We start from the raw sequence: 13,896 nt of genomic DNA on the forward strand, positions 1-13,896 counted from the left end.
CAGGACGCTTGGATTTGATCCATTTACCGACGACGACTCTATAGAGAGAGGTGAGAATGCGATAAAGGAAGGATCGCTTAAGGACTGAATGGAAGACGCCATGGACCGCTACGTACTCAGGAAGCCTCACGGCAAATCATTCACCTACCGCTACCCTAACGGCAGGACCGTCCGCAATGCCGGACTTAAACGCTGGATCCGCAACCTGGTCATTCCGCCAGCCTGGCGCGATGTAAAGATAGAACTGGACCGGGATGCCAAAGTGCTCGCGACCGGCCGCGACAGTGAGGGGCGCAAGCAATACGTCTACAACCCGGACTGGACCGAGGAAGCCAGCCAGCAGAAATACCAGCGCATCCTGCGTTTCGGCGCTCAGTTGGAGACCATGCGCAGGGTAACCGGCCAGCACATCCAACGGCGCCCCATCGACGAAACAACGGTGCTGGCCTGTATGACCCGGATGCTCGACGATGCCTTCTTCCGACCGGGCAGCGGTGCCTACACCCGAGACCACAAGACCTACGGCCTGACCACGCTGCGTGCCAAGCATATGGACATCAAGAAGGACCGTGTGGAGTTCGACTATGAAGGAAAGAGCCACCAGCACCAACACCGGACGGTGACCGACAGGCAGGTGCGAGAGGTGTTGAGGAAGCTCGAAGGCATGACCGGATACGAGCTGTTCGATATCACACTGCCCGATGGCAACCGCCGAAAAATCACCGCCCAGGACCTGAACCACTACATTTCTGACGTCATGGGCGAGGATTTCAGCGCCAAGGATTTCCGCACTTGGGCCGGCACCGTGCTGATGGCTGTGGCGCTGGATCAGCTGGGCCCGGCTGCCGACCAGAAGATCAGCAAGAGCAATGTCGTTCAAGCGGTCAAGAGCGTGGCCGAGCAATTGGGTAATACCCCGGCCACCTGTCGTAGCAGCTACATCCATCCGAATGTCATTCTTCACTATGAAAGCGGGCGCACGTTGGATTATTTCCGTCGTCAGCTTAAGCGTTATCGCGGCAAGCTGGTGAGTCTTGACGAGAAGGCCACGCTTAACCTGCTCAACCAACTGGTTGAGCAGGAGCGGAAACAGGTATAGCTAAAAGCGCAGCCTCTAAATGCTTAACCGGGCGGCTGTGGTGCGTCCGGGTTGTGGCAGCGTTACGGGTAATGTGATGATGTGGCGGGTGCCAAGGCCGGGCTGTGACTCCAGCACGATAACGCCTTGTAGCAGGTTGTGTACCCATTGATGCACGAAGTGCATACCCAGTCCGATATGACCCCTGTTGCGGGCGGACGTCACGAAGGGATCGAATACCTTTCCGGCAATGTGCGCATCGATACCGCGGCCATTGTCACTGATTTCAAGGATAATGTGCCTGCCGGAATCGACACGACCATGGATCTTTAACTTGCCTGACTTGGCGCCTTCGAACGCATGTTCAAGTGTATTGTCCAGGATATATTGGATAACCAGGGAGAATATGCCGGGATAGGATTCCAGGGCAATGTCGTCGGATACGTTTGTTATGACATCTACTCCGTGGTGGTTCAGCCTCGTCTCCATCGTGACGAGTACATCGTCAATGCGGCCGCGCAGTTCGAAAAGCTCAGGTGCCTGGAGTGTCCTGTCAACAGCGAGGCGCTTGAAGCTGTTGATCAGCTCGTCGACGTGGCGTACATCGGCGCTTGCGGAGTCGAGGCGTTCGCGGCAAATCAGAAAATCGTTTTCCAGCGACGGCCATGTATCGTGATCCCGAAGCCGGTACTCGATATCGTTCTCAAGCGTTCGGGCCCAGTCCAGATTGAGAATCGCTGAGCTGGTTGGCGTATTGAGTTCTTGGGCCACCCCGGCCACCACCATGCCCAGTGAGGATAATTTTCGGCTTTCAACGAGCTCGTTCTGTAACAGGACCGTTCTCTCGTGCGCGCTCGACAAGCTTCGGTATGCACGCTTCAGGTCTTCTCCTTCCCGTTGCAGGTCGCGCTTGAGGCCGTTCTCACGATTGTACGCAGCGGACAGATTCCAGCCGAGGGCACCCGCCCCCATAACAAGGAGAAGTCCACAAGCAGCGGCAAACAGGGCACTGCTCGTTTTGATGGCGCCGACGATGTTTTGCCGGGTTTGAACGATAACGATCATATCCGCTAGTGCTTCCGTCCGGCTGGTGCGCTCGCCAGACGAAAAGCGAACTTTGGAAAAGGAACGCATGAGCGTGTCATCGACCGCCCCCAAACCGACTTCATTGTTCTGGATGTCGTTCCAAAACCCCGGATCTGCACTCACGAGTCGGTGACTCTCGGATGTACTGAGAAAGCCCCACTCCATCGAGGTGTCGGGGTGAAGTAGCCAAAAGCTATTCTGGTCGACGATCTCCAACTGCTGAGTTTCGTCGGAGAGGCGTCTTAAACGGGAGAAGAGAGGAGACAGATCAAAATTAACCACCAGGAGGCCATCACGCAGGTTGTCGTTTTCTCCCGTCCTCACTGCGGCGCGCACCGTGGGCTCGAGCGGCCAGACTACGGACCCGCCCTCCATGTTCAGGTCCACCGCGGACAGGTAGGTTTCCGTCGGGCCGAGAGGCCAGGCGTCTTTAAAATAGTCTCGGTGCTGTTTGGACTGAAGCTGCTCTTCCGGCACCGCCCGTGCTACACCCCGCTCGACATTCACCCGTACTCGTTCCATCCCGGTGCTGTCCAGCCAGCGAACCTGTGAGATAAGAGGGGAGACGTGGCTAAAAAAGCTGAATTCACTGACAAGCGTATCGAGAGCCAAGGGACTATTGGCTTCCAGACTTTCACGGACGTCAGGATTCCTCCTTATCAGGCTTGGTACGCGTTCAATCTGGCCGAGTTCGCGGAGTATTTCACTCTTGGCTGCATCGACCTTATCCAGCTGTTCCATCTTCACTGGAGCCAGGCGCAATTCCACCAGCACCATGTAGAGAACGACCGAAGCTAATGCGATAACAAGTACGAAAGGCAAAAATATCGAGTAGAAAACTGCATGGTCTGATAGGTGCTCCCGGACGCGAGGGACCACTCTTTTGAAACTGCCGGCCATTCAGATACCTCTCCATCTTCCAAAGGCCCACCGAACGGCTTGAATGAAATTAATGGTGAGGGTGTAGCGGTCTTTGTCAGGCGGCTACGTATCAGCCATTCCTCACCATCGTCATCCGGCCATCTGCTTGAACAAGGTATGGATGTAACTCGAATAACGTAGGACCTTAAGTTTGCGGTTGATATAGATATAGCAGAGCTTGGCGAAGGGTGTGCATTACCATCGAATATACAGCCGGTCCTGCTGCTCGGCTTTCAGTGATGTTGGGCGAACCGAACGATTTAAATTCGGCGCTTCAAGCACCGTCCTTCTCAGCATCGGCCCGCTTCGCCAGCTTGTGCTGGTCTTCGCTGCTGCCCATTTTCCAGTAGCTGGAAATGTAGAGGTGGGTCTTGGGTACATTGCGTTCCTGCTTGAAGTAGTGCCTGAGCTTACGCATGCCGCTGAATTCGCAGGCGGCCCAGACGGCGGGCTGTCCGTCCGGCCAGTGGAGCTGGCGGATATGGTCGACGAGGGTGCCCCCCGTGGGATCCGGCTCGGGATTGATAATCCACTGCACGTCGACATGTTCCGGCCGCGCCAGAGACTGGATATCCGACTCGTCAATCACCTCGATCACGGCATAGCCACGGGCGTCGTCGGGTAGTAGCTCGAGGTTGACGCTGATCGCGGGCAGCGCTGTCATATCGCCTGCGAGTAGGAACCAGTCCGCATCCGGCTGTATCAGCTTGCGCGGCCCTGGGCCGCCGACACGGATGCGATCGCCGGGACGGGCGGTGGCGGCCCAGGTGGATGCCGGGCCAGCGGTATCATGCAGTACGAAATCCACATCGATCTCGCCGGCGCGGTGGTGGCGTACCGTGTAGGTGCGCGTCATCGGGCGATCCCCCTCCGCCGGGAAGGCCAGCTTGATGTAGGCGCTGGCCTGGTCGTCGGGAAAACCTGCCAGGCCGGCGCCACCCAGGGTGATGCGTTGCATGTGGGGTGTGATCGGGGTTGTGCGCAGGACTTCCAGGGTGCGGGGTTCAGGTCTGGCCATGGGATGGGTCTCCGTGATGGTGGGCCCCTTGCGGGGGGGATGATGCGTCCGGTTGTTGGCCCAGGTTGTCGACCATCCTATGGGCGAGCCGGACGAAGGTCTCCAACTCGTCTTTGCCGATGTTATGGGTCATCTCCGCAGTGACCTGCCCCTCGATAGCATCGATCCGCTCCATCAGAGCCTGTCCCTGATCAGTAGGCCTGAGCAACTGGCTGCGGCGGTCGTCCGGATTGGGGATACGGATGATCAGGTTGCGATCGAGCAGATCCTTGATGACGCGGGTGATCTGGGCTTTATCCCGAAACATGCGCTCGGCGATGGACTGGGCGGTACATTGCGGATTGCGGCATACGCCCTTGAGTACGCGTATGTGAGTGGAGGGCAGTGGGATACGGTGCTCCAGGATGGTCTGGCGCAACCGGGACCGATAGGCGTGGGTCAGTCGCTGGAGCGGTTCGCTGGGTGATCGAGGCATAAGCATAATACTTTTTTAGTTGACACTATCAACCTTAAGTTTAAAGGTTGATAGTGTCAACCAAGATCTCGGCTATTGCCTACAGGCTGCGCGAAATGGATTCGGCGTACCCCATGACTGAACGACGCTTTTTTCACGCTGCCAGGAATTGCGCTTCAATCATCGTCAGGCGACGCGGCAGGTCTTGAGTTGGTGGTTCAAGGCCTCCATCACACGGGACCGGGTAATCACGCCCAGCACGCGGCGGTCTTCGTCCACGACCGGGTAAACTTTCGGCTTGGCCTTCCCGAACAGGGTGGCGATCTCCATCTCCGACAGGTCTGGCGACACGAACAGCGGGTCCTTGGACATGATGTCGCTGATGCGTACCCAGGATTCGCAGTGGTAGCTGCTGCTGGCGAGCGTGCGGATACAGTCCTGTTCGGAAAGGAAGCCAACCAGGCGACGCTGTTCGTCCACCACGGGCAGGCCGGTGAAGCCGATCGACAGCAACTGGTCGACGGCGCGGGTTAGATAGTCGTCTGCCCTGAGGGTGGGCACATACTTGGTCATCAGGTCTGCAACGGTACGCATGGGTGGGCCTCCTTGGTGCTCGCCATTTGCGGTATCGCCGTAGTATCGGCAGAGAACGCGAGTGCGCCCAATCGGACATTCCAATGCCTTCTATAACTTTTAAGTATTAAATTATATAACTTGATCGCTATTTTTAATTTAAAGAGGGCTGATCCAAACGTGGCATCGACCTCTTTCAAATTTTGTGAATAGCCGATCTTTCCGCCACCCACTAAGCTTTTCAAACCACCTTCGAGCATGCCCGTCATTCGGCTGGGAGGCCCCATGAAACGATCAGGTGTCGGGTTGTGGGCGGCGTGGTTCGCCGCGTTGCTTGTGATCCTCGCAGGTCTGACATCCGCCAGCCGGGCGGCGGAGTCGGCGGACGCGATCTGGCATAACGGAATCATCATCACGATCAACGATGCCGCGCCCCAGGCGGAGGCGATTGCCGTCACCCAGGGCCGGATACAGGCCGTAGGTCGTGAGGCTGAGGTTATGGCTCTTCGGGACGAGCAGACCCGTGTCCACGATCTGCAGGGCCGCACCCTCCTGCCGGGTTTCGTCGATGCCCACGGCCACGTCTCCTATGTCGGCTTCCAGGCCCTGAGCGCCAACCTGCTACCGCCACCGGACGGCCAGGTAAGCTCGATCGCCCAGCTGCAGCAAACCTTGCGAGATTTTGCGCCGCAATCGCGGCTCCTCGAGGATTTTGGCGTGATCTATGGCTTCGGCTACGACGACTCCCAATTGGCGGAGCGCCGTCATCCCACCCGGGACGAGCTGGACGCCGTCAGCGCCGACACGCCGATCTTCGTCATTCACCAGTCCAGTCATCTGGGTGTGCTGAACAGTGCGGCCCTGGAACGGGATGGCATCGACGAGAATACAGCGGATCCCCCGGGCGGGCGTATCGGACGCGGTGCAGACAGCCGTGTGCCCAACGGGGTACTGGAGGAAAATGCCTTCTTCATGGCCCTCGGCAAGCTATATCCAGACATGGATACCGAACAGGCCATCGACATGTTGAAACAGGGGGAGGCGCTTTACACCCGCTACGGCTATACCACGCTGCAGGATGGCCGCTCGGCGCCGGATCAGGTCAGGTTGACGATGGCTGCGGCGGAGGCAGGACAACTGAAGGCGGATATCGTGTCCTACCCGGATATTCTGGTCGAGGGAACGGAAGCCCTGCTGCGACCGCTCTATTTCCAGCCCGCGGGAACGCCGCCTGAATATCACAACCGCTTCCGCATCGGCGGCATCAAGCTGACGCTCGACGGCTCGCCCCAGGGCCGTACCGCCTGGCTATCGCAGCCTTACTTCAGGCCGCCGCCGGGCGAGCCCGGTAGCTACGCGGGTTACGGCGTTGTCGACGACAAGGCGGTGGCGGAAATCTACACCCGGGCCTTGCGCAATCGCTGGCAGACATTGACCCACGCCAATGGCGACAAGGCCATCGACCAGATGATTGCGGCATGGCGCGAGGCCGAGGCGGCCGTACCCGGTGTCGATGTGCGCCCCGTGCTCGTCCACGGTCAGACTTTGCGCCGGGATCAAGTGCCGGCGCTGAAGGAAATGGGTATTTTCCCGTCACTGTTTCCCATGCATACGTTCTACTGGGGTGACTGGCATCGCGAGGTTGTGCTGGGACCCTCTCGCGCGGAGCATATCTCGCCTACTGGCTGGGTCCTTGGTGCCGGCCTGCGCTTTACCTCGCATCACGATGCGCCGGTAGTGTTGCCGGACGCCATGCGGGTGCTGGATGCGACCGTCAACCGCGTTACCCGGGCCGGCCGGGTGCTGGGGCACTACCAGCGCGTCAGTCCGCGCCAGGCACTTAAAGCCATGACACTATGGGCCGCTTACCAGCATTTTGAGGAAGACAGTAAAGGTTCACTGGAAGTCGGCAAGCTGGCGGACTTTGTCGTGCTCTCGGATAACCCGCTAACGGTGGAGCAATACAGCATTCATAAGATCACGGTACTGGAGACGATCAAGGAGGGGCAATCGATCTATCGGCACTAGTTAGCGACGGAGTCTGAAGCAGCGCTACGGTTGGCGCACGCTGTCCAGTATCTCCCCCGCGTAGGGCTTGTGCGTGTCGATCTCCTCGCGGCTCAAACCGTTCAACTCGTAGGGGAAAACCAGCCAATCCTCGGAGCTGTGCTGGCAGAAATCCGGCTGGCGACCGGTCTTGTTGGCGCTGGGGCGCTGGTAGAGTGTAGCGATGCGCGTGTCTGTGGGCATGTTGCGCTTGAGCTGGCCGTTGAGGCGCTGGAGTACAGCGGCGATGCTGTAGCCGGTGCTGTAAACGTCGTCCACGATCAGCAGGCGGTCGTCCCGGTTGAGGTTGTCCAGCAGGTAGTGGGTGCCATGGACCCGGATGTTCTCCTCCGGCGAAGCAACCATCTTGTCGTAATCCTGCATGCCGCGGTAGGACGTCCTCAAGGCGATATGATCGGTGGCCACGCCCAGGGTCTGCAGGCATTCCTGGACGTAGATGCCGATAGCACTGCCGCCGCGCCAGAGACCGACGATAAAGTTGGGCCGGAACCCGCTCTCGTAGACCTGCACGCCCAGGCGGAAAGCATCTTCGATCAGGTCGGCCTCCTGCAGGAAGCGGCGGGTGCGGGCGGTCTTGTTGGTGGCGGAGGCGTCAGTCATGTTTGTTTGGCTTAGGGTTAAGGTTTGGTGGAGCGATAGATTTGATGGAGCGCAAGGTTTGCTGGAACATAACGTAGATGGGATTATGCCCAATCGATTGAACGACGTCTTGTCTGAACAGTAGCGGTGTCATGGCAGAGAAACAATACATCAGTGCGCAAAGCCTGCTGGAGGATTCGTTCCGCCTGGGGGCGCAGATCCTCAATTCCGGCTTTCGGCCCACCTTCATGATTGCGGTCTGGCGCGGTGGCGCGCCCATCGGCATCGCCGTGCAGGAATTCCTCGATTACCACGGTCTACATACCGACCACATCGCCATCCGCACCTCGTCCTACAAGGGGATCGACCAGCAGAGCAAGACTGTGCGCGTCCACGGCCTTAACTACCTGGTCAAGCACGTCACCCACGAAGATGCGCTGCTGATCGTCGACGATGTGTTCGACACCGGGCGGTCGGTGGAAGCCATTATCGATGAGCTTAAGCAGCGTGCCCGTCTCAATACGCCGCGTGATATCCGCGTTGCGGTGCCCTATTACAAGCCGGATCGCAACGAACTGGATTGGGGGCCTGATTACTATCTGCACGAAACGGCGGAGTGGCTGAAATATCCGCACTCGCTGGAAGGACTCTCGGCCGACGAGATTGCGGCTCATCGACCGGAGCTTTTTGCCATCCTCGAGCCGCACCTCAAGTAGAGTAAGACCAGGGCGCGGACGATTCGGTCGGGCCTTGGCTTAGTCCCGGCCTTCCCCGGAATCTTGGGCTTCCGACGAGCTGACCTCAAGCACGAACGAACTGTGGCTACCGGCGACTACGAGCTGGTCGCCCTGGCGCAGTGATTTCCGGCGTTCGGGCAGATTAGGCTTCGGCGCCGGGCGACACACGACGGCGGGTCGGGTTTTCTGCGCTTTCTTGAATGCTTCCGTCATGTAACCTCCTCCTGAATCACGGCGACGTTATACGGCAATTAGGGGTGGTTTTTGCAGTTAAAACATCGTCATTTGCAGGAGATGGGGAATGTGACCGGTTAGGCGTACCCTGAAACCTGTCGTGCTTAAGTCATCGTGAGCTTCTGGAACGGTTCGCATTCCGACATGGTGTTTGGCAGAGGTAATATGCTAGGTTGGTCTAACACAGGGATTAAACGCAAAGTCGGACGGCAGCCCCGCATTCTGCAAGTTATCGATTCATTCATGGACAATTCCGAAACGTCTACACCCTAGTGGTTTCGGCCAAGGATAGGGTTATGAGCGAGTCGCTCAACCAACCAGAAAACCAGCCGCTCTTTGCCTCTGAAATGACGCGGTTAGTCGCTGCGGTTCAGCAGCTCTCCCTCGCGCGCCATCTGAATGAGATCGTCGAAATTGTCCGCACCGTAGCCCGTGAAATCAGCAAGGCAGACGGTGCCAGTTTTGTTCTGCGCGATGGCAACCAATGCTATTACGTGGATGAAGATGCCATTGAGCCTCTTTGGAAGGGGTCGCGTTTTCCGATGGACGCCTGCATTAGCGGATGGGCCATGAAACGTGGCGAGTCCGTGGCGATCGAGGATATTACGCTCGATCCGCGTGTTCCCCAGGATATTTATCGCCGTACCTTCGTGCGAAGCCTGCTGACGATACCGATTCGCAACGCCGATGCCCTGGGTGCTATCGGGATCTACTGGGCACAGGCCCATACGCCATCACCGGAAGAGATTTTCTTGCTGGAAACGCTGGCTAACTCGACCGCTATGGCCATGGAAAACGTGCGCATCCACGCGGAGTTGGAAGAGCGGGTCAAACAACGGACCCAGGCACTGGTTCGCGAAATCCGGGAGCGCAAGAAGGCGGAAGAAGCCGTGCGTCAGATGGCGATCAGCGACTCCCTGACCGGTCTGCTCAACCGGCGCGGTTTCTTCCTCCAGGCGCAGAAACAGTACGAGCTGGCCTGCCGCAACGCGAGCCCCAGTATCCTGGTATTCGCCGATCTGGACGGGCTCAAGGTGGTCAACGATACCTACGGCCACCGCGACGGTGACCAGATGATCGTGGATGCCGGAGCGGTGCTGAAGATGGTGCTTCGCCAGTCCGATGTGGTGGCGCGCGTGGGCGGTGACGAGTTCGTCGTCTTCTCCATGGAGTGCGAGCAGCCGGAAATCGTCGTCAAGCGTATACAAGACGCCGTGGAGCGCTTCAACAGCGACAACCGGCGCCGCTACAGGCTATCCCTGAGCGTAGGGGTCGTTGTGTGCGAGCCGGACGACACTGTGTCCCTGGAAAAGATGGTGGAACAGGCCGACGAGGCCATGTATCGCGAAAAGCAGCGTCGGCGGATGACCCGTAATAGTGGCGGGAAGCTGCGTAGCGTATAAACACCGTGCGACCGACTGGCACCCTACCTGACCGATTAAGCCTGGATGGTGGTTATTCTCGTTCCCCACTATTATGAGGATGTAAGAAAAGCGGATAGCCGCTAAATGATCGATAGGACTCGAAGTAGCTGAAGAGCGCTGACACCCGCTCGGCAGCCTGATGGGGTCGACAAACCTGAACGGAAGGGACGAACGCACCCATGATCCAGACAACAATAAAGCGCTGGCACCAACTGGTAGAGACTAAGGACGCCCAGGCTCTCGACGAGCTCCTGGCGGATAACGTCATTTTCCACTCCCCGGTCGTGCACACGCCCCAGGAAGGCAAAGCCATCACCAAGCTCTACCTCACCGCCGCCCTGCATACCCTCAATAACGAGCATTTCTGCTACCGGCGCGAAATCCTGGATGGCAACAATGCCATGCTGGAGTTCACGACCGAACTCGACGGTGTACAGCTCAATGGTGTCGACATCATCCATTGCGATGGCGAAGGCCGGATCGACGACTTCAAGGTGATGGTTCGCCCCCTCAAGGCAGTCAACAAGATCCACGAGATGATGGGCGCGATGCTGGAAAGGATGAAACAGCCGGTGGTTTAGAATTCCTGGAAACGGCGCCTTCGGGTGTCGTTTTTCACAATCCGTCCTGACCTTCCAGTTGCCATTCCGAGAACAGGCCGGGGCCATGAACCTCGGCGCCCAGCTCTTCCAGCCAACGTTTCATGACCTGGTTCGACTGGTTGAAGACCCAATAACTTTCCGGATAAGGCACGAAATACAGGTTGTACCTGGGTTGGAAAGTCTGCCTTTCCGGCTCTTCAAAGTGGCTGTCCAGGCGTTTTCGCAGAGTTGCTGCCCGCTGCGTCGCCACCTCGAACGAATACAACCTCAGGAAGCCCTCGGGGATCGCCTCGGAGCGTCCCGGCCGGGGCAGGTGGTCGATGGAAAGGCGCCCGATGGCGGCCTGGGTGGGCCAGAGCATAGCCTGGATACCGCGCCAGAAACCGGTGTCATCGTCCGCGTACCAACGCCACTCGCCGTAGACATAGCGGATCCAGCCACCTTCCTTGTTGGGCAGCAGCAGACTCGGATGACGGCCATGATCCATCAGGTGAACCTGGACCGGATCCTCGACGTTTGCCGGAGGTAACAATCGATTGCTGCATCCGGCCAGTAGGCCGATACAGAGCAGCAGGAGGAGGCTCCTGGCCATCCTTCCCTCCCTTTTATGGACAGCTGTTAAGTTGACGTTCCATGAGCTCAGCCGCTAGAACAAAGACATGTCTCTTGAAAAGAGGGGGCCATCATGAAATGGATCATCCTGTTGATCATCGTCGCTGCCGTCGGTTACTGGCTGTATAACGGTCGCCGGAAGAACGCCCTGGAAAATCCTGAAACGAAAACCATCGAGAAACGGGATTACTACGTGGCGCCGGAAGAGAATGACGAGAACCCGTCCCGCGAAAGCGATCGGCCTCGCTAGACGATAACCGCTGTAACCGGGGGGCTCAAAGCTCAACGCGGCCGATACAGCGGCCGCGTGCTCCATCTATCCATCGAACGACACATTCCGCCAGAACCTGCCATTCGATGACTGAGCCTTCACACAAAGCAGATTCCCAGTCGACGTCAGAAGGCGAGTCATGCCCTGGGGGAAAATCCCGGCCTCACAAGTGGCGGCCCTGGGGGCTTTTCCTGATCCTCCTGGCTCTCGTAAGCGTGTTGCTTGTCCGGGATGACCTGCGTCGTCAGGCTATCGGCAGCACCACTGAAGCCATCCGGACGCTGGCGATCGAAGGCCTCGGGCTTTCCCCACGGGAGCTGTTCATCTGGCGCCTGAAAATTGCGGGGTTGGCGGAGAGTCCGCTGGGCCAGCAATGGCAGAAGGCCGCGCAGGTGGCGGGCAGCGATCCGGTTTCCCTGGACCGTCAGCTGCAAACGCAACGCGGTTTTGTGGCGGATGTCGTGGAGGCCCATGTCTACCAGGTGACGCTGAAACGAGGTGCCGAGCTGGTCTGGCGGCTTGACCGCGTAGCCGACTCAGGCGGCGAGCTGTTCGCCAGTCTGGAACGACGGGACAGTGACGGTGAATTCGGCACGGGCACTTGGGAGACAGTGGCCGAGCTGGACGCCTCTGGCCAGTCCACACGCCGGGTCGTGAGAGAAGATGGCATCTACCGGATCGTGCTCCAGCCCGAGTTGTTTGCGTCCGTGGAATATAATCTGGCGCTGGCGAGCGGCGGGTCCCTGGGCATGCCGGTATCAGGCGCCTCGCAGCGGGATATCGGCAGCCCGTTTGGCGCGCCCCGGGATGGCGGCGCCCGGTCGCATCATGGTGTGGACATCTTCGCGCCCCGCGGTACGGCGGTTACGGCTGTGGCCGACGGACGCGTCCGTACCGGCACTAGCAACCTGGGTGGCAAGCATGTGTGGTTGTCGGGCAGCCTGCTCGGTTTCGGCTCACCGCGCTATTATTACGCCCATCTCGATGCCTTCGAGGTGGAGTCCGGTGCCGATGTGGACGCGGGTGATGTGCTTGGCTATGTCGGCAATACCGGTAACGCCCGTACTACGCCGCCGCACCTGCATTTCGGCATCTACACCGCTTCCGGCCCCGTCGATCCGGAACCGTTCCTCCAGCCGGAGCCTGTACTGCCCAGGGAGTAAGCCGTGACTGAGCGCTGGAGGGCGAGGCCTAAATGTTATTTGAGGGCCATCTTCTGGATGGACGGAATCAGGTAATCCACCAGTAGGCCATCCAGCTTGCGCATGAAATAAGGCGATGAGGGCGGCGTAGGATCGGCAGTCATTACTGCTGTCATCTTCAGTGCCGGGATCACGTAGAGCATCTGCCCGCCATAGCCGCGGCCATAGTAGGTGTCGTACCCCGCCAGCTCGGTTGTGAACCAGCCATAGCCGTACCGGTCGCTGGTGTAACGGGAGGTACCCCGGGGTTCCCAAGCGGTTTCGATCCAGGCTTCGGAGATCACCTGCTCGCCCTCGTGCTGGCCGCGGTTGCGATAGAGTTCGCCGATTTGCAACAACGCCAGCGGCGACAGTTGCATATTGTTGCCGCCGAAATAGATGCCTTGGGGATCCTGTTGCCAGGGCGGAATGCGAATATCGAGCGGCTGGCCCAGCCACTCCCGGGCCAGGGCCAACAGACTGCGGCCGGTGGTCTCGGTCAGTGCCGCAGCGAGGATGTGGTAGCTGCCGGTGGAATAGAGCATCTCGCCACCGGGTTCGGCGACGAACGGGCGGCTCAAGGCGTAGTCCACCCAATTGTCACTGGTGACCCACTCTCCGTAGTTCGGACCGGAGGTCCGTCCCAGTCCGGCCTGCATCGATAGCAGATTGCCCACCGTCACCTCGGCGACCCGCGGGCTGGCGTCTTGCGGCACCGCGACAAGTTCGGTAATGGGCTGGTCGGCGCTGTCGATAATGCCCCGGTCAATCGCGGCCCCGATAATAATCGAGTGGACCGTTTTCGACAGCGACTTGATGTTGACCGGTTCATCAAGGCCTGGGCCTGAGAAGACCTGGGCGTAAACCACGTCGCCTTCGACGGCGACAAGTACGCTATGCAGGCGATCAAGGTCAGCTGCTGCGCGAGTCGCCTGGGACACGTTGAGTTTGTCGATGGGCGCCGAGACGGCTTGAGCCTGGGCGAGCCCGCTTTGATATAGCAGTACTGACAACAGGCTGCCGGCCAGGAGCAAAAGGCGTCGGGTCATGGATGTGTCG

Annotated in this window: 15 protein-coding genes; 7 read left to right on the top strand and 8 right to left on the bottom strand. The window is 58.9% G+C overall.

Features of this window, described 5'->3' with window-relative positions; all coding sequences use genetic code 11:
- The first annotated feature begins 88 nt into the window (after positions 1–88).
- Positions 89–1,099 carry a DNA topoisomerase IB gene (locus RE428_RS00345; protein ID WP_004579544.1) on the top strand — a complete coding sequence of 337 codons (1,011 nt, stop codon included), beginning with the start codon at positions 89–91 and terminating at the stop codon, positions 1,097–1,099.
- A gap of 15 nt (positions 1,100–1,114) precedes the next feature.
- Here RE428_RS00345 and RE428_RS00350 read toward each other — a convergent pair whose 3' ends face one another.
- The 4 genes from RE428_RS00350 to RE428_RS00365 all read right to left on the bottom strand — a co-directional run bounded on the left by RE428_RS00350 (position 1,115) and on the right by RE428_RS00365 (position 5,151).
- A complete protein-coding gene (locus tag RE428_RS00350; RefSeq protein ID WP_004579543.1) occupies positions 1,115–3,064 on the bottom strand; it encodes a sensor histidine kinase in 1,950 nt (649 codons plus the stop codon).
- A gap of 295 nt (positions 3,065–3,359) precedes the next feature.
- Positions 3,360–4,103 carry a siderophore-interacting protein gene (locus tag RE428_RS00355; RefSeq protein WP_004579542.1) on the bottom strand — a complete coding sequence of 248 codons (744 nt, stop codon included), beginning with the start codon at positions 4,101–4,103 and terminating at the stop codon, positions 3,360–3,362.
- Entirely contained in the window at positions 4,090–4,578 is a 489-nt protein-coding gene (locus tag RE428_RS00360) for a MarR family winged helix-turn-helix transcriptional regulator (RefSeq protein ID WP_004579541.1), read from the bottom strand. The genes RE428_RS00355 and RE428_RS00360 overlap by 14 nt, the downstream gene beginning before the upstream one ends.
- A 165-nt stretch (positions 4,579–4,743) precedes the next feature.
- A complete protein-coding gene (locus RE428_RS00365; protein WP_004579540.1) occupies positions 4,744–5,151 on the bottom strand; it encodes a CBS domain-containing protein in 408 nt (135 codons plus the stop codon).
- Between the two features lie 264 nt (positions 5,152–5,415).
- Between RE428_RS00365 and RE428_RS00370 the strand changes: the two genes are divergently transcribed.
- Positions 5,416–7,158 (top strand): amidohydrolase, encoded by a 1,743-nt coding sequence (locus RE428_RS00370; RefSeq protein ID WP_051079757.1) that lies wholly within the window; start codon positions 5,416–5,418, stop codon positions 7,156–7,158.
- Positions 7,159–7,182: 24 nt separating this feature from the next.
- On the opposite strand, the gene RE428_RS00375 is transcribed toward RE428_RS00370, so the two are convergent.
- Positions 7,183–7,797, bottom strand: a complete 615-nt coding sequence (locus RE428_RS00375; protein WP_004579538.1) for a phosphoribosyltransferase — start codon at positions 7,795–7,797, stop codon at positions 7,183–7,185.
- A gap of 131 nt (positions 7,798–7,928) precedes the next feature.
- On the opposite strand from RE428_RS00375, the gene RE428_RS00380 reads away from it, so the two are divergent.
- The gene (locus RE428_RS00380) at positions 7,929–8,492 is read left to right on the top strand and encodes a phosphoribosyltransferase (RefSeq protein WP_004579537.1); all 564 of its coding nucleotides are present in this window, start codon (positions 7,929–7,931) and stop codon (positions 8,490–8,492) included.
- A gap of 39 nt (positions 8,493–8,531) precedes the next feature.
- Here RE428_RS00380 and RE428_RS00385 read toward each other — a convergent pair whose 3' ends face one another.
- Positions 8,532–8,726, bottom strand: a complete 195-nt coding sequence (locus RE428_RS00385) for a hypothetical protein (RefSeq protein ID WP_004579536.1) — start codon at positions 8,724–8,726, stop codon at positions 8,532–8,534.
- Positions 8,727–9,043: 317 nt separating this feature from the next.
- Here RE428_RS00385 and RE428_RS00390 point away from each other — a divergent pair, with 317 nt between their 5' ends.
- Positions 9,044–10,150: a GGDEF domain-containing protein gene (locus RE428_RS00390; protein WP_004579535.1), complete on the top strand. Its 1,107-nt coding sequence runs from the start codon at positions 9,044–9,046 to the stop codon at positions 10,148–10,150.
- A 200-nt stretch (positions 10,151–10,350) separates the two neighbouring features.
- Positions 10,351–10,752, top strand: a complete 402-nt coding sequence (locus RE428_RS00395; RefSeq protein ID WP_004579534.1) for a nuclear transport factor 2 family protein — start codon at positions 10,351–10,353, stop codon at positions 10,750–10,752.
- Positions 10,753–10,786: 34 nt separating this feature from the next.
- Here RE428_RS00395 and RE428_RS00400 read toward each other — a convergent pair whose 3' ends face one another.
- Positions 10,787–11,365, bottom strand: a complete 579-nt coding sequence (locus RE428_RS00400) for a hypothetical protein (protein WP_004579533.1) — start codon at positions 11,363–11,365, stop codon at positions 10,787–10,789.
- A gap of 93 nt (positions 11,366–11,458) precedes the next feature.
- On the opposite strand from RE428_RS00400, the gene RE428_RS00405 reads away from it, so the two are divergent.
- Both RE428_RS00405 and RE428_RS00410 read left to right on the top strand, forming a co-directional pair.
- Positions 11,459–11,635, top strand: coding sequence for a thioredoxin domain-containing protein (locus tag RE428_RS00405; protein ID WP_004579532.1), 177 nt, complete (start codon positions 11,459–11,461; stop codon positions 11,633–11,635).
- Between the two features lie 107 nt (positions 11,636–11,742).
- A complete protein-coding gene (locus RE428_RS00410) occupies positions 11,743–12,819 on the top strand; it encodes a M23 family metallopeptidase (protein ID WP_081614545.1) in 1,077 nt (358 codons plus the stop codon).
- A gap of 35 nt (positions 12,820–12,854) precedes the next feature.
- On the opposite strand, the gene RE428_RS00415 is transcribed toward RE428_RS00410, so the two are convergent.
- On the bottom strand, positions 12,855–13,886 hold the full coding sequence (locus tag RE428_RS00415) for a serine hydrolase domain-containing protein (RefSeq protein ID WP_004579530.1): 1,032 nt from the start codon (positions 13,884–13,886) through the stop codon (positions 12,855–12,857).
- Between the last annotated feature and the right edge of the window lie 10 nt (positions 13,887–13,896).

Origin of the sequence: Marinobacter nanhaiticus D15-8W (genome assembly GCF_036511935.1) — a bacterium.
Classification (GTDB): domain Bacteria; phylum Pseudomonadota; class Gammaproteobacteria; order Pseudomonadales; family Oleiphilaceae; genus Marinobacter_A; species Marinobacter_A nanhaiticus.

Bases quoted from the DNA above. Each gene is read 5' to 3' on its own strand.
- RE428_RS00345 (WP_004579544.1), top strand. From the start codon at position 89: ATGGAAGACGCCATGGACCGCTACGTACTCAGGAAGCCTCACGGCAAA.
- RE428_RS00350 (WP_004579543.1), bottom strand. From the start codon at position 3,064: ATGGCCGGCAGTTTCAAAAGAGTGGTCCCTCGCGTCCGGGAGCACCTA.
- RE428_RS00355 (WP_004579542.1), bottom strand. From the start codon at position 4,103: ATGGCCAGACCTGAACCCCGCACCCTGGAAGTCCTGCGCACAACCCCG.
- RE428_RS00360 (WP_004579541.1), bottom strand. From the start codon at position 4,578: ATGCCTCGATCACCCAGCGAACCGCTCCAGCGACTGACCCACGCCTAT.
- RE428_RS00365 (WP_004579540.1), bottom strand. From the start codon at position 5,151: ATGCGTACCGTTGCAGACCTGATGACCAAGTATGTGCCCACCCTCAGG.
- RE428_RS00370 (WP_051079757.1), top strand. From the start codon at position 5,416: ATGAAACGATCAGGTGTCGGGTTGTGGGCGGCGTGGTTCGCCGCGTTG.
- RE428_RS00375 (WP_004579538.1), bottom strand. From the start codon at position 7,797: ATGACTGACGCCTCCGCCACCAACAAGACCGCCCGCACCCGCCGCTTC.
- RE428_RS00380 (WP_004579537.1), top strand. From the start codon at position 7,929: ATGGCAGAGAAACAATACATCAGTGCGCAAAGCCTGCTGGAGGATTCG.
- RE428_RS00385 (WP_004579536.1), bottom strand. From the start codon at position 8,726: ATGACGGAAGCATTCAAGAAAGCGCAGAAAACCCGACCCGCCGTCGTG.
- RE428_RS00390 (WP_004579535.1), top strand. From the start codon at position 9,044: ATGAGCGAGTCGCTCAACCAACCAGAAAACCAGCCGCTCTTTGCCTCT.
- RE428_RS00395 (WP_004579534.1), top strand. From the start codon at position 10,351: ATGATCCAGACAACAATAAAGCGCTGGCACCAACTGGTAGAGACTAAG.
- RE428_RS00400 (WP_004579533.1), bottom strand. From the start codon at position 11,365: ATGGCCAGGAGCCTCCTCCTGCTGCTCTGTATCGGCCTACTGGCCGGA.
- RE428_RS00405 (WP_004579532.1), top strand. From the start codon at position 11,459: ATGAAATGGATCATCCTGTTGATCATCGTCGCTGCCGTCGGTTACTGG.
- RE428_RS00410 (WP_081614545.1), top strand. From the start codon at position 11,743: ATGACTGAGCCTTCACACAAAGCAGATTCCCAGTCGACGTCAGAAGGC.
- RE428_RS00415 (WP_004579530.1), bottom strand. From the start codon at position 13,886: ATGACCCGACGCCTTTTGCTCCTGGCCGGCAGCCTGTTGTCAGTACTG.